The organism is Clostridium sp. CTA-5, from assembly GCF_054768135.1.
Map to the genome: position 1 here is coordinate 275,700 of NZ_BAAAAT010000003.1, position 22,645 is coordinate 298,344.

At 24.1% G+C, this 22,645-nt stretch carries 14 protein-coding genes and 1 other annotated feature; of the genes, 9 read left to right on the forward strand and 5 right to left on the reverse strand.

Annotated elements, in window-relative coordinates; genetic code table 11:
• Nucleotides 1-11 precede the first annotated feature (11 nt).
• Nucleotides 12-1,277 carry a transcriptional regulator gene (locus tag ACYUET_RS09270; RefSeq protein ID WP_460279034.1) on the forward strand — a complete coding sequence of 422 codons (1,266 nt, stop codon included), beginning with the start codon at nt 12-14 and terminating at the stop codon, nt 1,275-1,277.
• Nucleotides 1,278-1,348: 71 nt separating this feature from the next.
• On the opposite strand, the gene ACYUET_RS09275 is transcribed toward ACYUET_RS09270, so the two are convergent.
• Complete coding sequence (locus ACYUET_RS09275; protein ID WP_460279035.1) at nt 1,349-3,421, reverse strand: AraC family transcriptional regulator; 2,073 nt, start codon at nt 3,419-3,421, stop codon at nt 1,349-1,351.
• Between the two features lie 184 nt (nt 3,422-3,605).
• Here ACYUET_RS09275 and ACYUET_RS09280 point away from each other — a divergent pair, with 184 nt between their 5' ends.
• On the forward strand, nt 3,606-4,139 hold the full coding sequence (locus ACYUET_RS09280; protein WP_460279036.1) for a DNRLRE domain-containing protein: 534 nt from the start codon (nt 3,606-3,608) through the stop codon (nt 4,137-4,139).
• An 850-nt stretch (nt 4,140-4,989) separates the two neighbouring features.
• Complete coding sequence (gene clpB, locus ACYUET_RS09285) at nt 4,990-7,596, forward strand: ATP-dependent chaperone ClpB (protein WP_460279037.1); 2,607 nt, start codon at nt 4,990-4,992, stop codon at nt 7,594-7,596.
• Between the two features lie 280 nt (nt 7,597-7,876).
• Here the strand turns inward: clpB and ACYUET_RS09290 are convergent, their stop codons facing one another.
• The 3 genes from ACYUET_RS09290 to ACYUET_RS09300 all read right to left on the reverse strand — a co-directional run bounded on the left by ACYUET_RS09290 (nt 7,877) and on the right by ACYUET_RS09300 (nt 9,902).
• Nucleotides 7,877-8,059, reverse strand: a complete 183-nt coding sequence (locus tag ACYUET_RS09290) for an alpha/beta-type small acid-soluble spore protein (RefSeq protein ID WP_460279038.1) — start codon at nt 8,057-8,059, stop codon at nt 7,877-7,879.
• A gap of 151 nt (nt 8,060-8,210) precedes the next feature.
• Nucleotides 8,211-9,182, reverse strand: a complete 972-nt coding sequence (locus ACYUET_RS09295) for a P1 family peptidase (RefSeq protein WP_460279039.1) — start codon at nt 9,180-9,182, stop codon at nt 8,211-8,213.
• Nucleotides 9,183-9,308: 126 nt separating this feature from the next.
• Nucleotides 9,309-9,902, reverse strand: coding sequence for an ECF transporter S component (locus ACYUET_RS09300; RefSeq protein WP_460279040.1), 594 nt, complete (start codon nt 9,900-9,902; stop codon nt 9,309-9,311).
• Nucleotides 9,903-10,453: 551 nt separating this feature from the next.
• Between ACYUET_RS09300 and ACYUET_RS09305 the strand changes: the two genes are divergently transcribed.
• From ACYUET_RS09305 to ACYUET_RS09320, 4 genes are all read left to right on the forward strand, one after another.
• A complete protein-coding gene (locus tag ACYUET_RS09305) occupies nt 10,454-11,317 on the forward strand; it encodes a tRNA 2-thiocytidine biosynthesis TtcA family protein (protein WP_460279041.1) in 864 nt (287 codons plus the stop codon).
• A 447-nt stretch (nt 11,318-11,764) separates the two neighbouring features.
• Nucleotides 11,765-11,959 (forward strand): DUF4250 domain-containing protein, encoded by a 195-nt coding sequence (locus tag ACYUET_RS09310; protein WP_460279042.1) that lies wholly within the window; start codon nt 11,765-11,767, stop codon nt 11,957-11,959.
• A gap of 269 nt (nt 11,960-12,228) precedes the next feature.
• The gene (locus ACYUET_RS09315; RefSeq protein WP_460279043.1) at nt 12,229-13,983 is read left to right on the forward strand and encodes a putative bifunctional diguanylate cyclase/phosphodiesterase; all 1,755 of its coding nucleotides are present in this window, start codon (nt 12,229-12,231) and stop codon (nt 13,981-13,983) included.
• 38 nt (nt 13,984-14,021) lie between these two features.
• Nucleotides 14,022-14,252: a binding site (T-box leader), on the forward strand.
• Nucleotides 14,253-14,367: 115 nt separating this feature from the next.
• Nucleotides 14,368-14,886, forward strand: a complete 519-nt coding sequence (locus ACYUET_RS09320; protein ID WP_460279044.1) for a tryptophan transporter — start codon at nt 14,368-14,370, stop codon at nt 14,884-14,886.
• 418 nt (nt 14,887-15,304) lie between these two features.
• Here the strand turns inward: ACYUET_RS09320 and ACYUET_RS09325 are convergent, their stop codons facing one another.
• Nucleotides 15,305-16,021 carry a polysaccharide deacetylase family protein gene (locus tag ACYUET_RS09325; protein WP_460279045.1) on the reverse strand — a complete coding sequence of 239 codons (717 nt, stop codon included), beginning with the start codon at nt 16,019-16,021 and terminating at the stop codon, nt 15,305-15,307.
• Between the two features lie 355 nt (nt 16,022-16,376).
• Between ACYUET_RS09325 and ACYUET_RS09330 the strand changes: the two genes are divergently transcribed.
• Together ACYUET_RS09330 and ACYUET_RS09335 are read left to right on the forward strand one after the other, a co-directional pair.
• Complete coding sequence (locus ACYUET_RS09330; protein ID WP_460279046.1) at nt 16,377-21,650, forward strand: diguanylate cyclase; 5,274 nt, start codon at nt 16,377-16,379, stop codon at nt 21,648-21,650.
• A gap of 251 nt (nt 21,651-21,901) precedes the next feature.
• Nucleotides 21,902-22,576 carry a SpaA isopeptide-forming pilin-related protein gene (locus ACYUET_RS09335; protein ID WP_460279047.1) on the forward strand — a complete coding sequence of 225 codons (675 nt, stop codon included), beginning with the start codon at nt 21,902-21,904 and terminating at the stop codon, nt 22,574-22,576.
• Nucleotides 22,577-22,645: the final 69 nt, after the last annotated feature.

A 22,645-nucleotide genomic window follows, 5' to 3' on the forward strand; every position in this document is an offset into this window, starting at 1 on the left:
GGGTGATGTGAGTGGAAATATTATCTACAGGTGAAAAAATAAAAAGAGCCAGGATATTTAAAGGTATTACATTAAAAGATTTATGCGGAAATAAAATATCAATTTCAAAAATGAGTTGTATAGAGAATGGTAAAGTCAAAGCAGACAAAGATTTATTAACATATATAGCAGATAAAATAGGTATTGATTTAAATTATTTGACTGAAGATGTATATGAACAAATATACAATAATTTAGAGATGATAAAAAAGACAATATCTTCGGATGCTGAATGTGAAAACAAATTAAAATATAATTTAGAATATTGTATTAAATATGAATATTATGATTTGGCATTTGAATTAATGCATATATTATTTTCTTATTATATTGAACAAGGAAAGATAGAAAATATTCAATTAATAGTATCACAATATTATGATTTATATCAACGTAATAATACAATAGAAAATACACTTATATACTTTAAGGATATGGCTAGGTATTTTTATGAAAATAAAGAGTATATGGAATCAATAACATATTATAATAAATTACGAGAAATATTAACCCAAGAGAAAAAAGCATTAGATAAAGAAGAATATTGTTTAATAGCTTATAATGAAGCGGTATGTTATCAAAAGTTAAATAAAGTAGAAGAAGCATATGAACTTTTATCAAACATAATAAAAGATGTAGATAGTATTAAGAATGATGCAAGTAAAGGAAAAGTTTTTCATTCTTATTCAACTCTATGTATTAAATTAAAAAAAGATTTTGCAGATCAGTATAAGAAGAAAGCTTTTGAATATCAACAGCATAATCCTATAGTTTTAGCATTATCTAAAGGGGATTACGGAAAATATTATTTTGAAGTAAATGACAGAGAGAAAGCTATTAATGAAATAAATGAAGGAATAAAGATATTTCCAAACTATAATAGTGAAAAATATGTTGAATTCCTTAACTCATGCACTAAGATTTTAATAAAAAATTCTGAATTCGAAATTGCTTCTGAAATAGCAGATGAATCTTTAAACATTGCAATTTCAACTGATAATATAATACTATTAAAAAAATCGTATTACTTAAAAGGAACTATTCTTCAAAGGCTTGGAGATTATTCACAAGCGGAAAAATACATGAACATATCATTAGATGCTTTATTTAAATCAGGAACACGAGAAGAACGTAAAGAAAGATATATAGATATGGGGAATATGTATTATAAATTAGGCTCAATATCAGATTCGTTAAAATATTTTAATTTGGCTTTTGTTGCAAATAAAAAAATATAGAGCTATTATTTCTAAATGTAGCAGAAATATAAATCTGTCTCAAAAATTTAATTTGAGACAGATTTTTTTGTTTATAGAACCTCATTAATCAGTATTAATATAGCACCATATCCTTTAAGTCTAGTAACTATGTTTAATATAGAACTATTTTTACTATATTTAAACTCTATTTTAGGAAAAGAAGCTTTATATAGAATTTCCTTTTCTTCTTTATTTAATCTATTAGGTTTTCCCATAGCTATCCAATAATTAAATGAAGAACCGATTTTTTCATTTATTTCATAAGTTGTAGCTCTTGTAGCGGAATTTATATCAGAAATATTTAGTGAAAATTTTTTTTGAACAGGCTTTTTTAATCCACGTTTAATTGATATATCATCGATGTCAATTAAATCCATAATATAATCATCATATGAATATAGAAGTATACTATAAGAATTATTTTTTTTAGTTACAATATATCCATTTTCCTTTGCGACAATATCACCACTCATTTTACTTAGTAAATAATATGCATAATAAGAAGGTTTTTTAATTCCCATATCATTAACAAGACCTGATGCACCAATAAAAACTTCATTAGTTAAAAAGACTTGTTTTCCTAATACATCAAAAGCATTTAAAAAATCTAATTCATCTTTATTCCATATATAATTATGAATTATATATGGAAGCATATACGCTGTATCATAAATTTTATTTAGTATTTTTTTTGAAGTAAAACTTTTTTCGATAATATGGAAATTGTATTTTTCTTTTAGAATTTTAGATAAATATAATTTGGTGCTTTTATTTATTTTAGAAGAAAACTGAAATTGTAAGTCTTTTAAATCTACTATATCAGATGAAGAAAAATATTCATAAAAACTTTTTAAAATATTTTCAAAATCAGAAGATGAAAATATTTTAAAATCATCAATAACAATTAAGGGTTTTAAATCTATATAGTTCAAAAATTCTAAAACAGAATTTATTTTATTCCAATTAAAAAAACTATTTTCAGGGAAAATTCCCATATCAGGATGAAAAAAATTTTCTAATCGTCCATAATTAAAATGGATTTCTTCTTGAATTTCTTCTAGAATATCTTTATTATCTTCTATTAATAAATCAAATGCCTCTCCTAAGCCTATAGTTTCTCTAAAATTTTCATTAAATTCTCCCAGTGAATCATTCATGTTTATATGAATTTTCCAAAGCTTATTTTCATAGTTAAATCTTTCATAATCTTCTAAATACCTTATAACTAAGTTAAGACTTTCTTTTACTGGATAGTAATCTACATCTTTAAGTTTTTCAAGAGTTTTCTCATCAACTTTATATTTTTTTCTATATTGAAATGGTGTGCAATTATAATAGAATTTAAAATTTTTATTATAATAGCGTATATGAGAAAAACCTATTTCATCTGATATTTCTGATATACTCATATCAGTATCTAAAAGTAACTTTAGTGATTCTTCAACTCTAGTTAAGTTAATTAAATTAGTGAAGGTATACCCTGTAGCAGATTTTATTTCATGAGATAAATAATGAGGACTTAAAAATTCTTTTTTAGCGATTTCTTGGAGTGTTATATTATTATTGTAGTTATTATATATATATTTAGATATTCTGTGATATCTCTCAAGTTGTTCACTATTTTCTTTAAGATCTTCTTTTTCATAAATCAAATAATGGAAATGATTTAGTAAATGATAAAGAAGATTAATTAAATTAGATTCTATTTCTTTGTTGAAATCCTCTTGTTTTTGAATAAACTCACATAAAATTCTAGATAAGAGTTTTCTAAGTTCTTCATATTCTTCACCTTCTTGTGCGCTATCATCAGAAGAGTTTGTATAAAAGAACATATTTTTAATATCTTTATAATATTTTTCAAAAAATGTAGAATCTATTTGAAATATTAAAACTTTATTATTTTCATCATTGCTATAAATACTATGAGTTTCTTCAACATTTATTATTTCTAATTCATTTTCGGTTAATTGGAAATTGTCAGTATCAATAGTAATATTTAAATGTCCTTTTAAAACATAAATAATTTCAATACTATTGTGCCAGTGGAGAGGATATTCTTTTATTGATACATAAGAAATAAGTATAGGTAGATTCTTTTCGTAAGAAATATATTCTCTTCTCATTTTTGTTCACCTTTCACTAATATATAGTATGAATAAATTATAACAATTTATTTATATTATATAAACTTATTTAGAATTATGATTTAATAAGAAAAAATTAACGATAATTATAACAATGTGAATTAAATAAAAAATATATTCATAGATATAGATTAAGAAATGATAAAATTAAAGGAGCGATTGCATGAAAATGATTTCAGTTTATCCTTCATCTATATCTGTTATTAGTAAAAAATTTAATAAAGAAAATTTTTATGAAAATAAGTATTTACCCATTGGGAATACGAAAGGGGCTGATGGTAATGTTTTTAGAACACTAATGAGTTTTGATATACGAGAAAATATACCATATAATGCTAAAATAAAGAGTGCTAAATTAAATTTATATGTAGAAAAGAATATATATACTCATTGCACATTAAATAGCAATGAAGTATATATAAACTATAATACAGAGGAATATAATCCTTTAGGAGTAAATTGGGATAATGCACCTAATTTTATATACTTAGGGCAGAAGGCAAGTATAAAGGGAAATAAAACTGAATATTTTATAACTATAGATCTTATGGATGAATCAAATAAATGGACAGATTATTATAAAGACAATTATGGAATAACATTAGCAGGAATAGAAAATATGAATAACTCTATAAGCATATTCTCGTATAATCATAATAGAAGAAAACCATATATAACGTTAGAAATTGAAGACTAAATAAAATCTTTGGGGTAATTAGTTTAAAATTTTATAAAAGTCATGTGAAAACTTTTTTAGTTTTAGCATGACTTTTTATATTTGTTTTTGGTTAGATTTTAAGTGAATGTTGATACTGTAGTATAAACAAAGTTCTTAGTCTCAGTGAAACTTGCTTTCAACTGAGGGTTAGAAATTGTTATCCAGGAGCGTGTAGCTGTTATGAAGTTACAGATGCTAGCTATCGGATAACGCTCATGGACAGAAGTGTAATAGGAAACTTGACTCATATACATTCATCCAGTAAGTTCTAGAAACAAAATATAAAATTGCACTCTGTGAAAGTTCTAAGAACCAAATATAAAATTTGGATTCTCACTTAAGAGTTCTAAAAAGCAAATTCCAATGCCAGTTCGTTCTTATACCACAATATCAATACTGTTTTAAAGCATAGCCTTGTATATATTGCAATTTAGATTCTACATTTATTTAAATCATCTTGTTAAAGATAATTCCAAACTAAATTCTAATACTAATTTACCTTTATATTAAAATATCAAAATTTATTTAGAAGATAAAGATAAATATGCAAATAAACTTTGACTTTCTTTGACCTTTGTATTAATATATATTTATACAGAAAAAATATATATGTTCTAATTAAGTTATTACATTTATAATCTTTTATATAATTTTTATAGAAAATTATACATTTAATTAACAATAGCTATTTAGAATCATATATATCATAAATTTTCTATATAAGTTCCTCACTAGAGTGGTGAGTCATATCATTTATAAATATTCTAAGATTTATATTAATGAACAAAGTTTATTGGAACTTATATATATTTTTTTAGGAGGTAGAAGAATGAATATCGATAAAATGACTTTAAGAGTACAACAAGCTTTAAATGATGCAAATGTTACAGCCGTTAAATATAATCATCAACAAATAGATATAATTCATCTTTTTTCTGCCCTTGTAGAACAGGATGATGGATTGGTACCTAATATTTTAATTAAAATGGGTATTGCGATTAAGAGTTTAAAGGAAAGTTTGAATAGAACTCTTGATTCTATGCCAAAAGTATTAGGTGATGGTGCCTCAAATTCTGGAGTTTATATCACAAGAAGAGTAGATGAAGTACTAATTAGAGCGGAAGAAATTTCAAAAAAATTTGAAGATTCATATATAAGTGTTGAACATTTGATGCTTGCAATAATGGAGATTGATAATAATGGTGATGTTTCAAAAATATTAAATAAATTTAATATTACAAAGGATGGTTTTTTAAAAATTTTATCTGAAGTTAGAGGAAGTCAGAGAGTTGATTCTCAAGATCCAGAAGGAACATATGACGCTTTAGCTAAATATGGAACTAATTTAGTTGATCTTGCGAAAAAACATAAATTAGATCCTGTTATCGGAAGAGATGAAGAAATAAGAAGGACTATAAGAATACTTTCTAGAAGAACAAAAAACAATCCTGTACTTATAGGAGAACCAGGTGTTGGCAAGACAGCTATAGTTGAAGGATTAGCAGAAAGAATTGTTAGAGGAGATGTTCCAGAAGGACTAAAAGACAAAATTATATTTTCACTTGACATGGGGTCACTTATAGCAGGTGCTAAATATAGAGGAGAGTTTGAAGAGAGATTAAAGGCTGTTTTAAAAGAAGTTCAAAATAGCGAAGGTAAAATAATTTTATTTATAGATGAAATACACACTATAGTAGGTGCAGGAAAAACAGATGGTGCTATGGATGCAGGAAATTTAATAAAACCTTTATTAGCAAGAGGAGAACTTCATTGTATAGGTGCAACAACTTTTGATGAATATAGACAATATATCGAAAAAGATAAGGCTTTAGAAAGAAGATTTCAACCTGTAATCATAGAGGAACCAAGTGTAGAAGATACTATTTCTATATTAAGAGGATTAAAAGAAAGATTTGAAATACATCATGGAATCAGAATTCATGATTCAGCAATAGTTGCAGCAGCCAAACTTTCTAATAGATATATTCAAGATAGATATTTACCAGATAAAGCAATTGACTTAATTGATGAAGCTGGAGCAATGATAAGATCTGAAATTGATTCTTTACCAACAGAATTAGATATTATAAGAAGAACTATTTTTAAACTTGAAATTGAAAAAGAAGCTTTATCAAAAGAAAAAGATGATGGATCAAAAAATAGATTATTAGATTTAGAAAAAGAACTTGCTGAATTAAAAGAAAAAAATGATGAGATGACTGCTAAATATGAAAAAGAAAAAGAACATATTGTGGTTATTAAAAATACTAAAAAAGAATTAGATGAAGCAAGAGGAGAGTTAGAAGTAGCTCAAAGAAATTATGAATATAATAAAGTTGCTGAAATTCAATATAGTAAAATTCCTGCTTTAGAGGAAAAACTTAAGAGTATGGAAAGTGAAGTAAAAGAAAACTATGAAGGAGCTCTTTTAAAAGAAGAGGTTACAGAAGAAGAAGTATCACAAATTCTTTCTAAATGGACAGGAATACCTGTAAGTAATATTCTTGAAGGGGAAAGAGAAAAACTTTTAAGATTAGAAGATGATATGAAAGAAAGAGTTATAGGTCAAGATGAGGCGATTGAATCAGTTACAAATGCAATTCTTAGAGCAAGAGCAGGACTTAAGGATATTAATAGACCAATAGGATCATTTATATTTTTAGGACCAACAGGAGTAGGTAAAACAGAACTTGCAAAGACTTTAGCGAGAAATTTATTTGATTCTGAAGAAAATATTATTCGTATTGATATGTCGGAATATATGGAAAAGCATTCTGTATCTAGATTAGTTGGAGCACCTCCGGGATATGTAGGATATGATGAAGGAGGACAATTAACAGAAGCTGTTAGAAGAAATCCTTACAATGTAATACTTTTTGATGAGATTGAAAAAGCTCATGAAGATGTATTTAATATATTTCTTCAAATATTAGATGATGGTAGATTAACTGATAATAAAGGAAAAACTGTAGATTTTAAAAATACTATAATTATTATGACATCAAATATAGGAAGTAATTATCTGTTAGAGAATAAAAGTGAAAATTATATTGAATCAAATATAAAAGAAAGTGTTATTAATGAATTAAAATTAAGATTTAAACCAGAATTTTTGAATAGAGTTGATGATATAATTATGTTCAAACCATTAACAGAAAATGGTATTAAAAAGATTATTGATATATTTTTACAAGAGGTAAAAAATAGATTAAAAGATAGGAATATAGAATTAGATGTAACAGATGAAGCTAAAGTAATAATGTCAACAGAAGGATATGATCCTATATATGGAGCAAGACCTTTAAAGAGATATATACAAAATACTCTAGAAAATAATCTTGCAAGAATGATAATTAGAGGAGATTTAATTTATGGATCTAAGGTCAGAGTAGAAGGAAATGATGAGAAAATAATATTAAATCCTATAAATAATTAAATATTATTTATTAATGTAAAGACTATCTTAAAAATATTTAGGTATTTTGAGTAGTTTTTACTATAAATAATTTCTTGTATTGATTAATTAGAATAAAAGAAAGAGATAGGATACTTAATATTTCATAAATATCCTTGATGTCCCTTATTTTAAATAAGAATTTATTATTATCTGAAAAATTTTCAGTTTTTATAATTCTATGTGTAAAACAAGAAATGATCAATTAATTCATTAATATTATAGTATACCTATCTCTCCCTTTGGTACATCAGTCAGAATACTATTTTATGCCAGATTCGTATTGTTGTACCATTCTTTTTACCATTTCTCCACCAACGCTTCCACATTGTTTAGAAGAAAGGTTACCATTGTAATCAGTGAATGGAACACCCATTTCGCTTGCTACTTCATTTTTGAATTTTGCTAACCCGTTTTTTGCTTCTGGTACTAATGAATTTGCCATAATATATTCCTCCTTTATTTAATAATTTTTATTTGCTAAGCATTTCTGCTTTGCATTATTATTGTGTGCAATAGTGAAATTTATAATCTATGTAATGTGAGGAATATAAGTAAAAAAAGAATAGATAAGGAAATTTATTCTTTTTATGTTTTTATAAATTTTTTATCTCTGAATAACTAGGAACTCCAAATAAAGATTTGGCAGATTTAACCCCTCGTAGTATAGCTTTTTCCATAACATTTGCTGCAATCATTCCAACTGTAGTAACATCAGATTTAACTTTATTAGTACACATTGTAAATATAGTATCGCCATCGAACATTGTATGAGCAGGACGCATAGTTCTAGCATAACCATTATGAGCCATAGAAGCTACCTTATTTGCTTCAGCTTTTGTAAAATCAGCATTAGTTACGATAATTCCTATAGTAGTATTGCCTTTAAATGGATTTTTAGGATTATTTAAATTAGATAGAATAATATTTTCAGTATTAAAAAAAGTATTATTTTCTCTATCATAAGCTCCAGAAATTATATTTAAATTTTCTGGATTAATTACATCACCTAAACAATTTACAGCAACAATAGCACCTACTACAAGATCGCCTATTTTTACAGCATATGTTCCAAGTCCGCCTTTCATCGCAGTATGAGGCCCTAAAAATTTACCTACTGTAGCACCAAATCCAGCACCTATGTTTCCATTAATATCATCATTATAAATTTCAGAATTTTTACATGCATCAATTCCCATTTTTTTATCTGGTCTTATTTTAGGATCACCAAAAGATAAATCAAAAAGTACTGCCTGACAAACTATTGGTACTTTTGCTACAGTTACGTCGAATCCTATATTTTTATTTTCTAAATATTCCATGACTCCACTTGAAGCATCTAAGCCAAAAGCACTTCCACCAGATAATACTATAGCATGAATTTTATCTACCATTTCCATTGGGTTTAATAAATCAGTTTCTCTAGTCCCAGGAGAACCACCACGCACATCAACACCAGCAGTCGCTCCAGATTCACAGATTACAACTGAACATCCAGTTCCACCTATTTTGTTTTCTGCATGACCAAGTTTAATTCCATATATATCACAAAATTTAATCTCATTCATAATTAATACTCCTTTCTTTTTTAAAAATATATAAAATGACCAATGATAGTAAAATTATATATGTATTTTACATCATTGGTCATTAATATATCATAATAAAATTTATTTTTATAAATTTTATGTTTATTACATTTTTTTAATTTTTATAAGTGTTAATACTACAGGAATTGAAATTGCAGCACTTACTATTGCTTCAATAGAACCATTAGTTACAATTACACCACCTATTCCTATTTTAGCAGCAGTTGTGCTAATACCTAAAGCTTGGGCATATTTTTGTAAATAAATAATATATGTTAATCCCATAACCCCGATTGTATTAGTTAGTGTACCTAATATTGCTGAGATACCTATACTTAAACTTTGCTTTTTAAAATACTTTTTACAAAATACATATACATAGTATGATACAACACCAATTAGAATTCTAGGTAATAATGCAATTATAGGATTCCAAAATATAAATGATGTTGGTAATGGGGTAGTAAATGCTTGATACATTGAAAATAATCCAAATACAGAGCCAACTAAAGCACCAACGACAGGACCTTCAATAATTGCTCCTATTATAACTGGAAGATGCATTATAGTTGCTTTAACAGGTGGTATTGGAATAAAGCCTAATCCTGTTAATCCTAAAAAAATTGAAATAGCAGACAACATTCCTACCATTGCCATTTGTCTAGTTGAGAATTTTGATTTTACAGTAATTTTTTCCATTAATTTGCCTCCGTTCTTATTCCTCTTAGGGATATAATTCAGAAAAATGTACATACCAAATTTTTTCGTTCAGTTTCTATAAAAATAGAATACCGACACTAGTAATTTTATCATGTTTATAAAAATATTCAATAAGAAATTGTTAAAAATTTATCTAACTTAAAAAATTTTTTTATACTTTTATTTTAATATGTATTTTAAATGAAGTATAACATTTTAGAAAAGTTCATTAAACCGAGTTTTTAACTGTATTAATGAGATAAATAAGATTAATTTTGACTATAATGTTAATATATAAGAAAATAATATAGGATTATATGAAATTTATTTTTTGATATTATAAATTTTAATGGTAAAAGAGCATTGTATATTATAATATTGTTAAATTTTGAACATAAAAACAATATGTTTAATTAATATAAAATAATATAAATTTGTCTAATATTTATAATAAAAATAATTGATAAATATTTAAATTGTTATTTAAATATTTAATTTTAAATTCTTTAAATTGATGATATAATTACTATGAAAAATGAGGTGTTTATAATATGAGTACAATTGCAGGTAAAGGTTGTCCAACAATTATACCGGACGAAGATAAAAAACCATTAAAAGATATTGAAAGAAGTATAGTAAAAACTTATAGAAAGCATATATGGTCAAAGTTTATTAAAGCTATTAAAGACTATAAGTTAATCGAAGAAGGGGATAAAGTTGCTGTTGCCATATCTGGGGGAAAAGACAGTATTTTAATGGCAAAATTATTTCAAGAACTTCAAAAACATGGTCAAATTAAGTTTGATGTAGAATTTATAGCTATGGATCCAGGATATCATCCACATATAAGACAATTATTATTAGATAATTGTGAATATTTAAATATACCAGTTAAAATTTATGAGTCAGGAATATTTGATGTAGTTGATAAAATGGCGAAAGACTATCCTTGTTATTTATGTGCTAGAATGAGAAGAGGGTCACTTTATAATAAGGCACAAGATTTAGGTTGTAATAAACTTGCTTTAGGACATCATTATAATGATGTCATAGAAACTACAATGTTAAATATTTTATATTCAGGTAATTTTAAAACTATGTTACCTAAACTTAAATCAGCAAATTTTGAAAATTTAGAACTTATAAGACCTCTTTATTATATCGAAGAAGATTATATAAAGAAATTTATAAAAAATTCAGGAATTGCTCCATTAAATTGTGCATGTATGGTTGCAGCAGAGAGAACTGGTAATAAAAGATATGAAATAAAAGATTTAATTAAACAATTAAAAGAAACATTTGATGGTGTAGATAAATCTATATTTAGAGCAGCACAAAATGTAAGTATGGACTCTATATTAGGATGGCAAAAAGGCGATAAAAAATATTCGTTTTTAGATATTTATGATGAATAAAACAAGGGGATTGTCTAAAAGCGGGCAATCCTTTTGTTAAGTGTAAAGAAAATTATAAAATTTTTGAAGCTTAAAAATTTAAGTTGATTCTTTATTAAAGGGGTAGGTAACCACTTTATTATAAAGTATGATTATATTTTATATGTTAAATTAATAAAATATATAAGTCCAAATAAATTTTGTCCATTAAGATAAATTTGATAATATTTATAAATGGTATCACTAATCAGTATAGTCAGGAACTTATATAGAAAGTTTATGATATATATATGCTTATAAGTTGAAATTGTTAATTTAAAAATATAAAAATTATATAAAAGATTATAAATGTATTAACTTAATTAGAATATATATAAAATAATTGAATTTAATACTATAAAATTATAAAATTGTAAGTATAATATTATAATAGACATATTAATTATATTATTAAAAAGGATGATAGAGATGATAATAGGTGACATAAAAAGTATGGATTCTAATATATTGGTTAGTATTATCAATATGAAATTAAGAGATGAGTATAACTCATTAGAATCGCTTTGTTATGATTTAAATCTTATACAAGAGGACATTATAAATAAATGTAAGAGTGCAGGATATAAATATATTAAGGAACAAAATCAATTTAAATCAATTTAAAAGACATAAATATAATGATTAAATGTATAGTTAAGATAAGGAGGCGTATATTTAGTGAATTTAAAAAAATCAGCAAAACTTTTTGGCGTTTTAGCAGCAACTACAGCTTTAGTTTTATCATTAGTGAATGACAAAAAAGACAGCAAAGCACAAGAAGAAAAGTAATTAAGGCACATTCAAAAAAATAATAGACCAGTATGCTCGTCTATTTGATCTATTATTTTGTTTCATGTGCCTAAACTAAATATTTTGTGAAGGACTGTTTAGTTATGAATATAGAAAATTTAAAATTAAATTATAAGGATGTATTTAAATGTTTCAATGTTAATGGAATAACAATGTTTTGGAATCCATTAAAAAAAGAATTAGTATTTGAATATAAAATAGTTGACTTTTTAAGTGACTATAGAGTCGAGAACAAGAATGTTAATCAATTTTTAAATTTAATATATCCAGGAGATTTAAAAAAGATAGAGGAGTTATTTGATAAAGACTTAAAATCAGTTTATGAAAAAAAAGAACATATAATTAATCATTATAGAATTAAAGATAAAGATAATAATATTTTAAATTTTGTTTTTATGGGCAAATCTATAAAACAAAGTAATGGATATAATCTTGTAGGAACACATTATTGCTTTGATAAGAAAAATATATCTTCAGAAGATGAACTTTTTGATATTTCACAATATGAGGAAGAAATTATTAAAGAGAAGATAAAATCAATAATTGAACGTGACAGAATTACTAATCTTCCCAATGCATATTATTTTAAAGAAGCAATAGTTGAATTTTTTAATGAATATAGTGAAAATAAGATACAATGTGCAATGTTAATGCTTAATTTGGATAATTTTAAATATGTTAATGAATCTTTTGGACATGAATTTGGAGATTTAGCATTAAAAGAAATTGCGAATAAAATTTTATTAATGCTTTCAGAAGAAAACTTGGTATGTAGATATAGTGGAGATACATTTTTAGTTTTTATTCCTTATATCTCTAGTTTAAATGAAGTTAATACTTTGTGTAAAGATATGGTTAAAGCTTTTGATAGGCCTATTTTAATAGATAATAAAGAAATATATTTAACCGTAAGTATAGGAGTTTCTATATATCCATACAATGGATTAGATTTTGAAGCTCTTTTAAAAAATTCAGATGCAGCAATGTACATGGCTAAAAGTAACGGGAAAAACGAGTATAATTTTTTTGATGATAGTATGTCACTTGAATTAAATAGATTATATACTCTTCAAAAAGGGCTAAGAACTGCACTTGAAAATAAAGAAATGTATGTTGTGTTTCAACCTAAAGTTACATTAGAAGATTCATTAGTACGTAGTTTTGAAGCTTTAGTTAGATGGAAAAGTAAAGAATTTGGATTTGTTAGCCCTGAAGAATTTATTCCCATAGCGGAAAATACAAAAATGATAATCCCTATTGGTAGTTTTGTTTTAGAAGAAGTTTTTAGAAAAGTAAGGAATTTATTAAATGATGGATATGAAAATTTTAAGATTGCAGTAAATTTATCTGAGATGCAGTTAAGGAAAGATGTAGTTATATCAGATCTTAAAAATTTGATAAATAAATATAGAGTTAATCCGAAATATATTCAGGTAGAAATTACTGAGAGCATGCTTATGAAATCGTTTGAAAAGAATGCGGAAATACTTGATGAAATTAAAGAATTAGGTATAAGTATAGCCCTAGATGATTTTGGAACAGGATACTCATCATTAAATTATTTAACTAAGCTTCCTATAGATGCATTAAAAATAGATAGAACTTTTGTCATAGACTTAGATAATAATTTTAAAAGTAAATGTATTATTGAAAATATTATTAGATTATCTCATCAGCTAGGAATACAAGTAATTGCTGAAGGGGTAGAATCTAAAAATCAAGTAGATTATTTGCAGAGTATTTTATGTGATGTTGTTCAAGGATATTATTTCAGTAAACCAGAAAGCTTTGATAAAATAAAATATATGATTGGAAAAAATATATTACAAACATATTGACAATTAAATATGTGTCATTTAAAATACTAATTAGATAGATAAATTCTTAGATAAGGGATAGTAGTCAGGTGCTAAGTTGAAGAGAGCTGAAGATGGTGAGATTTCAGTACTGATGCTAATGATGAATGGGCCTTTGAGAAGCGATATGAAATCTTTTGAGAGTAGTTTAGCCGTAAGTCGCACGTTATAGCGAATGAGATATGTTAGTATCGAATTGAGAGGCATTTTATGCAATTTAGGTGGCAACGCGGATAATCTCCGTCCTATTTATATAGGACGGAGTTTTTTTATATATTTTTTTAGTGGGGTGTGATAATTATGTTGTGAAAGAGTGAATATATAACCTAAATAATATTAACAAGTATAAAATAGGGGGAATTAAAAATGAAAACAAAAAGAATGATAGCAAATTCAATTTTAATAGCAATAGGAGCAATATTACATCAAATTACACCAGCGCTAGGACTTCCAATGCAACCGGATTTTGCATTAGCAATGTTATTTATAATAATGATTTTTAATAAAGAGTATAAAACTATAACAATATGTGGATTAATAATTGGAATCTTTACAGCAATTACAACTAAAATGCCTGGAGGACAATTACCGAATATTATAGATAAATTTGTTACTTGCAACGTTATGTATTTAATTTTATTACCATTAAGAGATAAAATTAATGTGAATATACAAATGATAATATTATTAATTTTAGGAACATTTATTAGTGGAATAACATTTTTAGTTTCATTAATGTTAATAGTAGGATTACCAACTGGAATTTCTTTTACTGCATTATTTGTAGCTGTAGTTCTTCCAACAGTAATATTAAATGGAATAGTTGGATATATAATTTATAAAATAGTAAAGAGAACAGTATCAACAAATAATGTATATGCATAAAAAAATTAGATTTTATTAAGGGTAAGTATATTTTAGAATAATAGTAACATTATAGTATAAATCTCATGGACAAAGAAATTTTATTTAAAATATAATTAATAAAAAAGATTATCTCAAACTTATAAATATGTTTTGGAGATAATCTTTTTTGTAATTTTTTTAGAATATAAAGAAAATATAGTAAAAATTTATTAAAATACAATTAAAGAATTTAAGTATGCAATTTTATTGTATTAATTTAGAATATATTTTAGGCACATTCAAAAAAATAATAGACCAGTATGCTCGTATATTTTGTGTTATACTGCATCAGCGAATTTAGCTAATAGCTCACTATTAACTAAATTTACTTCCTTGTCTGACACAAAATATACAACGCCTCTTTGATGTATTATTTTATTTCATGTGCCTTAAATAATTATTTTTTTATAATATGGTACTCTTCTGGTGTATCTGAATCAATTGCTTTAAATTCGTAACCATTATCCTTATAATACTTAATTACTTGAGGTAAAGCTTTAACAGAATTTTTATTCATATATCCACAATGCATTAATAAGATAACTCGATCCTTATCACTCTTAGATTTTTTTATAAAAGTACTAGGTGCTGCACAATGATTAGCACCATCGCCACTATCTACATTCCAATCATATATTTTTAAATTATTTTCATGAAGTAATTCTATTAGTGAATTATTAATTTTATAATAATTATTATTACATCCAAAAGGGAATCTTAAAATAACAGGCTTTATGCCTACAACGCAATCTATTAGTTTTTGAGTATCAAGCATTTCTTTTAAAAATTGTTCATTTGAACAATAAAGATTTCCTTTTTTATGAGTCATACTATGAAGTCCTAAAGAATGCCCTTCACAATACATTCTCTTGATTAAGTTTTCTTGTCCTTTAATTTGCTCTCCAATTAAAAAGAAAGTTGCCGGTACATTTTCTTTTTTCAATATATCTAATGTGTTTTCTGTTATTTTAGCAGCAGGACCGTCATCAAAAGTTAAATAGATTACCTTTTGATTTTCATTATTTTCTTGACATTTAACTGGTATAGAGAAATTAATTATAGATATTAATACTAAACATACTACAATTAACTTTTTTAATAGTTTAATTTTCATATAATCACCTTCATAAATATTTTTATATATTAACTATTATGTACTAAAGTTTATAAAATATTTATGCATAATTTATATGTTTTTTTGTATTGAATTATAATAATGTAAATGTTAAAATTACAAGTATATACAATAAATAAATAAAATGGTCGTTTTGGAATAAATATTAAGTTGCTATATAAGACTATTTATAGAGGAGAAAAATTCTCATTTATAAATAGTCTTTTACAATTAACGGGAATTAGGTGTGATATAAATTTATAATGTTTATGAATTATTTAACAATAGAGTTTATTAAAAATAAATTTGTAGTTTTAAGTATTTAGATTGGTAAGAGATAAAGAGGTGAAATTGTTTGAAAACTTTAAACAATAAATATTTAATTGAAAGTTGCATAGAATCTGATGAAAATTTTTTAGTATATAAAGTTAGGAATAAATTTAATCATAAAAAATATAATTTTTATATTTTACAGAACGATTTTGAATATGAAAACTGTAGGGAATATTTATTAAGTAAGTTTAGAACAATAAAAAATTTAAATTTTGAAAATGTAGTTAAAGTAATTGATATAGAAGTAATTAAAAATATTGATGGAATAAACTTAGATAAAGTAAAGTATGGTTATATTACAGAATATATAGATTATAGTATTGATACTAAAAGTTATATTAGTAAGTGTACATTTAATGAAAAATTAGATATTTTTATGGAAATATGTGCAGCTGTTAATACCTTAAATATTAAAGGATATGTATTTGATGAGATTAATATTAAGGACTTAAATATAATAATAAATAAAGAAGTAACTATAAAAATAAAAAATTTATTACAATATGAGATAAGTAAATTTAGTACAAATAATTTATTGAATATGAAAAAATTATCATATCCTTATAATTTAGAAAGACAACACCAAGAGGGATTAGTTAAGGATAATATAAAAGAAATACTAAACTTATTTAAATTATTATTTGATGAAAAAGAACTAGAATATGAATTTAAATGTACAAATTATATAGAAAAAATAGTTTCTTTTAATAAAATGCCTAAAATAGCAGATTTTATTAAATATATAAATAAAGATTTAAATAAAAATTATAATATGTTTGTTTTTGAAGCATTAAATAAAGTTGAAACTGATTTGGACATAATTGGTATGGAAGATGAAATAAAAAAGGTAGAAATAGCTTTTAAACAAGTTTTAGAAAATAAATTAAGATATAAAATTATATCTTTTAATGGTGAAGAAGGTACTGGTAAAACTAAAACTTTAAAAGAGATTAGACATAAGATTATCAATAAATATTTTACTAATAAATTAGAAAAACCATATTTATTAATAGATAATTTACAAAATAATAGTTCATATGTTTCAATGTTAGAAACTATTTATAATAATTTGGACAAGACTTTGAAGGATAAATATGGTGTGTATTTAAAAAAATTTATAGATATGTTGTTTAGTGAAGAAGTAGTTAATGATAAAAATACTCTTCAAGTAATAAATAGAGTATGTAAATTCTTAGATGAATACACTCTAAATACTACATTAATTATGTTGTTAGATGATTTAGATCAAAGTAAAGATTTATTTAAATTATTTTTCAAATATTTTTGTTTATTAGGAAATAAATTAGAAAATATAATGATAGTTTTTTCTATAAATGAAGATAAATATGATCCTAAAATATTAAAATTTGTAAAAGAACTTGTGTGTTTAGAAAATTATGAAGAATGTAAAATCAATTATTTTAACAATTATAATACAAGCAAAATGGTAAAAAGTATGCTAAATTCTCATAGAAATATTGATGAACTTTGTATGAAAGTTTATGAAGAAACTTTAGGTAAACCTCAATTTATTAGTGAAACTATAAAAGAATTATATAAAGATGAAACTATATATGTATGTAGAGAAGAGGGGGTATGGAAGAGTAAAGTAGATATACATGATATTGTAGTACCAAAAAGTATTGAAAAGAAATTAGAAAATAAAATTTTAGATTTAAGTATTGAAGAGATTAAAGTTTTAGAATGTTTATGTATATATAAAAGCGCTTTATCAGAAACATTAATATTTTCTTATGTGTTTTTAGATAAGAAAAGAAGAAAAATATACGATACTTTAAAACGAAAAGGATTTCTTATAGATAAAATAAGTGATAGTGGAATACGAATAGATTTTTATAATGATTTAGTTAAAAAAATAATTTATTCAAAATTAGATTACAATAGAAAATTAAGAATGCATAATGAGTCTTGTGAATTTCTTGAAAAGGTTTTAAGTAATACTGATGAATATTTAGATGAATTTTTAAATCAATTAGAAAAAGCTATGAATTGGGATAAATTAATAAAATATAGTTTACAATGTGGAAAAGCATTTGATGTTTTAGGAGACACATTTAAATCAATATCTTATTATAAAAAGGCGTTAAAATATGCAAAAGGAAAAAGTAAGTGTAGAATTTCAATTAGTATTGCAAAACTTAATGAAAAGGTTGGAGAAGAAAAGGAAGCATATAAATATTTTAATAAAGCCAATATTTATGCATTAGATAGTGAAGAAAAAGAATTACAAATATATGCTTTACTTAGAATGATAATAATAAAAGCTAAGGAATGTAAAAATATAAATTTATATAATTCATTAGATGTAGTTAGAGATTTATTAAATAAAACACTATATCCTAAAGGAGAGGCGTATTATTATTATTCATTATCACTATTAGCTAGAATAGAAAGAGACAAAAAATTATGTTTGAATTATATAGAGAAAGTTTTTAATATTTGTGACCAAAATAATATAAACGTAGGCGTGTATGCATGTGCAAAGATATTATTTAGTCAAATTTATATTAGTCAGGGTATATATAATAAAAAAGTAAAAGAAACATTGAAAGAAGCCTTGAGTATATTTACTATAGAAAATAATTATGTAGGAATTGTTAGTGCTAAGCTTAATTATGAGCTAGTAAACAAAGAGTGTGGTGAAGATATAAAAAATATTTTAAAAAATATTTTAGAAGTTAATAAAGTAAGTAATAAATATAAGGTATATAAAAAAGAAGTGTCAACTTTAATACAGATAGCTATAATTTACATTGAAAACAAAGAATATGAGAGTTCTATAAAAGAACTATTGTATGCTTTAGAAATTGCAAAAGAACATAATTTTGATAGATATATATTTAGAATTTGCAATTTTCTTTGCTGGTCATATAGTAAATTAGGAGATTTAAGACTAGCTTCTAATTACTATAATTTAATTATGGAAATGAAAAATAGTGTAAATTTATTAGAGTTTGATATAGTAAATTTAAAATCTACATCAGCATTATATAATTGTCTAGTATATAATTTTGAATTAGCATTTAAAGAGTTAGAAGATATAAATGACATAATATTAGATTACCAAAGTTTTGAATATAACAAAATTAGATGTCAATATTATCAAATACGTATATTTAAATCTAATGATGAATATGAGATAAAAAAAGCATTTAATTTATTAACAGATGAAGTCAAAAAGATCAAAAAGACATGTGTAAGAGCAGAAATTTTAATAGGTAGTATAAGGAGTATTTTAGATTTGGGTTATAAGGATTTAGCAAAAGAATTATTTTTAAATCTTAAAGAATATCCAAATGATTATGATACTCAAATGGAATATATATATTTAGAATTAAATTTTAGATGCAAAAATTGTTATAATACATTAATTAATAAGGCTTTAAGGATAATATCTTTTGGTAATAACAAAAATATAAAAGCAAGCATATATTCAATTATAGGTGAAAAGTATGACGAGTTAGGATGTTATGAATTAGCAATAAATTATTATTATGAATCTATAGATATGTTTATAAATATTATTAATTCATTACCAGAGAAAGATCAATTATTATATGTAAATAATAGTAACTTTTTAATTGTATATAATAAATTTATAAGTGTTTTAAAGAATATTATATCTACTGGAATAGGACTAAAACTTATAGAAAGAATTAATAATATTTTAGAAATGGAAAATTTATTAGAGGGATTAAAAATTGATAAGATACTAGAGAATAAAAAATTCTTTAGTCTAATGCAAGAGTTTTATAGTAACTGTTATTACAATTATGTAATAGATATAGATGAAATATTAGAAAATTTTTCTAGTGATATAATAAAAAACTTAGAAACTATTTTAAAATATTTTGCAAGAATGACTTTAGCTAATAAAGCGATGATAGTTATGGAAAATAATTTTGGAGAAAATGAAGTAATATGTGAATATAGAATAAGTGATAAAAATGAGATTCAAAAATATTTTTCTTTAAAAGTAGACTCAACACAAGATGTATTAGTTATATCTAATAATGATAGTAGAGTTAATAGAATAAATGATATAATTTCATACAATCAAATGAAAGCTTGTATGCATATTAAATTTAGTAATAAAGGTAAGTTAATTAATAGTAATGAAAGAGTTAATGGAAAGCTTATTTTAATATCAGATAATGCTATTAATTATATAAATAGAGAATCTAAGAAGAAAGTAGAAAAGGCTATACCATTTATAATTTTTTTATTAGATCAGTATAAACTTAGAATAAATTCTACATTGGATAAACTTACAGGAGTATATAACAGGAAGTATTTAGAAACATCCCTTCGTGATTTGGTAGATTATTCACATGAAAAAAATAAAAAATTTTCACTAATAATTTTTGATATTGATGATTTTAAAGGTGTAAATGATAGATATGGACATCAAACTGGAGATGATGTATTAGTGAAAATAACAAAGGAAGTTAAGAAATGCTTATCTAAAAAGGATATATTTGTAAGATATGGAGGAGAAGAATTTATATTGTTGTTACCTAATAGAGGAGAAGAATCTACTTATAATTTAGCAGAAGAAATTAGACAACAAGTAGAAAGTGCTAAAATTTTAGGAGATAAGAGAAAAGTCACTATTAGCTTAGGAATATCTGTATACTTAAAACATTCTTCTAATCCAGAAGAACTTATCAACTTAGCTGACCAAGCATTATATACATCTAAAGCTGAAGGAAAAAATAAATCAACTATATGGTGTGAAAATTTAATATCAATCAATAAATCAAATGATTCAAATAATAGAATAAATAGAATATTTCAATCAAACTATACCAAAGATGATAATCTAAAGTTAGTTACAAGGGACATAATGGAGATGATAAAAATAAATTCTAATATTGAAGAAAAAATTTATTATTTTCTTTCCAGAATAATTCAAATAACAGAATCTGAATATGCGTCTATTTTTATAATACGAGATAATAAGATTTCAAAAGCATATAATAAAAAAAGATATGAGCAAGGTACTTGTGATATAAAAGATTTTAATTGGGATTTAATAAAAGAAAGCATAAATAATAATAGTGATTTATGTTTAATTGATTGGAATAATGTATATATGAATGAATCTTTTGGAATACCTGACTGGAAATCATTATGTATAACTCCACTTATATTTAATGGAAATATAGTTGCTTTGATGTATATTTCTATTTCTGTTAACGAAAAAGAATTTACTAATGAAGATCTTCATTTAATAAAATATTTTGGTCAATTATCAATATCATTATTTTGTTAATTGCTTTTTAGGCATAATCAACAAAATAACAAGTTCATCTGCAAAGCCTATTTTCTATTATACTGTGTCAGTAGATTTGCCTAAGAAGCTCGCTATGAGACTAATCTACTTCATTGTCTAATGAAAAATAATTATAGCATTTTGAACTTGTTATTTTTTCATATGCCTTAATATAAAACTCATAAGCACATAAAATATTTTTAAATCATACTTTATTAATGTATAGAAAATGTAATGAAAGGAATTTTTTTATGGATAATGATATGAATAACGATTGTAGTGTTAATAACTGCATTAGTAATAATATTCATGCAAATTTATCAACGTCTGACCCCAAAATAAAGTGTTATGGTAGTGACGATAATACTTGTATATTTGAAACTATAAATGATGATTTAAGAAGTAATAATAAGATTGATATGGAATGTGACATGGATGATTTTATTACAGATTATAAGGAAAAAATGAACGATTGTATTAATAATCAAAAAGATGATTTTAATAATAAATTTGATACCATTAATGAAGATTCTTCTAATCATTATACATCAAATATGAAAAAAAATAGATTAAATTATCAGAATGAATCTTGTTCACAACATATTAGAGGGAAAATAGTTGTTGTATCAATATTAAATTGTGGACAGGAAAAAACTTATTTAGAGGGTGCTAAGATAAATATTTATAGATTAAATGGAGTATGCCCAGTTTTTATTAAATCTTGTTTGACTGATAAATCAGGAAAAGCTATATTTAATAATTTATCTGAAGGATGTTATAGAATTATAGAAATTGTAAATAAAAATTATTTTCAAAAACCCAAATATATTAAATGGAATGAGGTTTGTATAAGTAGTGATAATACTGAGGACAGCATAATGATAGTAAATAATTTAAAACAGTCTTCAATAAGTAAAATTAAATAATAGTTATAGAAGGCTATAGTTTAAAAAGCAAATTCTAATGTCAGTGCACTCTTATATGACAATAGTAAC

Excerpts from the sequence above, each read along its gene's own strand:
- ACYUET_RS09275 (WP_460279035.1), bottom strand. The coding sequence starts at position 3,421 with ATGAGAAGAGAATATATTTCTTACGAAAAGAATCTACCTATACTTATT.
- ACYUET_RS09280 (WP_460279036.1), top strand. The coding sequence starts at position 3,606 with ATGAAAATGATTTCAGTTTATCCTTCATCTATATCTGTTATTAGTAAA.
- clpB (WP_460279037.1), top strand. The coding sequence starts at position 4,990 with ATGAATATCGATAAAATGACTTTAAGAGTACAACAAGCTTTAAATGAT.
- ACYUET_RS09290 (WP_460279038.1), bottom strand. The coding sequence starts at position 8,059 with ATGGCAAATTCATTAGTACCAGAAGCAAAAAACGGGTTAGCAAAATTC.
- ACYUET_RS09295 (WP_460279039.1), bottom strand. The coding sequence starts at position 9,182 with ATGAATGAGATTAAATTTTGTGATATATATGGAATTAAACTTGGTCAT.
- ACYUET_RS09300 (WP_460279040.1), bottom strand. The coding sequence starts at position 9,902 with ATGGAAAAAATTACTGTAAAATCAAAATTCTCAACTAGACAAATGGCA.
- ACYUET_RS09305 (WP_460279041.1), top strand. The coding sequence starts at position 10,454 with ATGAGTACAATTGCAGGTAAAGGTTGTCCAACAATTATACCGGACGAA.
- ACYUET_RS09310 (WP_460279042.1), top strand. The coding sequence starts at position 11,765 with ATGATAATAGGTGACATAAAAAGTATGGATTCTAATATATTGGTTAGT.
- ACYUET_RS09315 (WP_460279043.1), top strand. The coding sequence starts at position 12,229 with ATGAATATAGAAAATTTAAAATTAAATTATAAGGATGTATTTAAATGT.
- ACYUET_RS09320 (WP_460279044.1), top strand. The coding sequence starts at position 14,368 with ATGAAAACAAAAAGAATGATAGCAAATTCAATTTTAATAGCAATAGGA.
- ACYUET_RS09325 (WP_460279045.1), bottom strand. The coding sequence starts at position 16,021 with ATGAAAATTAAACTATTAAAAAAGTTAATTGTAGTATGTTTAGTATTA.
- ACYUET_RS09335 (WP_460279047.1), top strand. The coding sequence starts at position 21,902 with ATGGATAATGATATGAATAACGATTGTAGTGTTAATAACTGCATTAGT.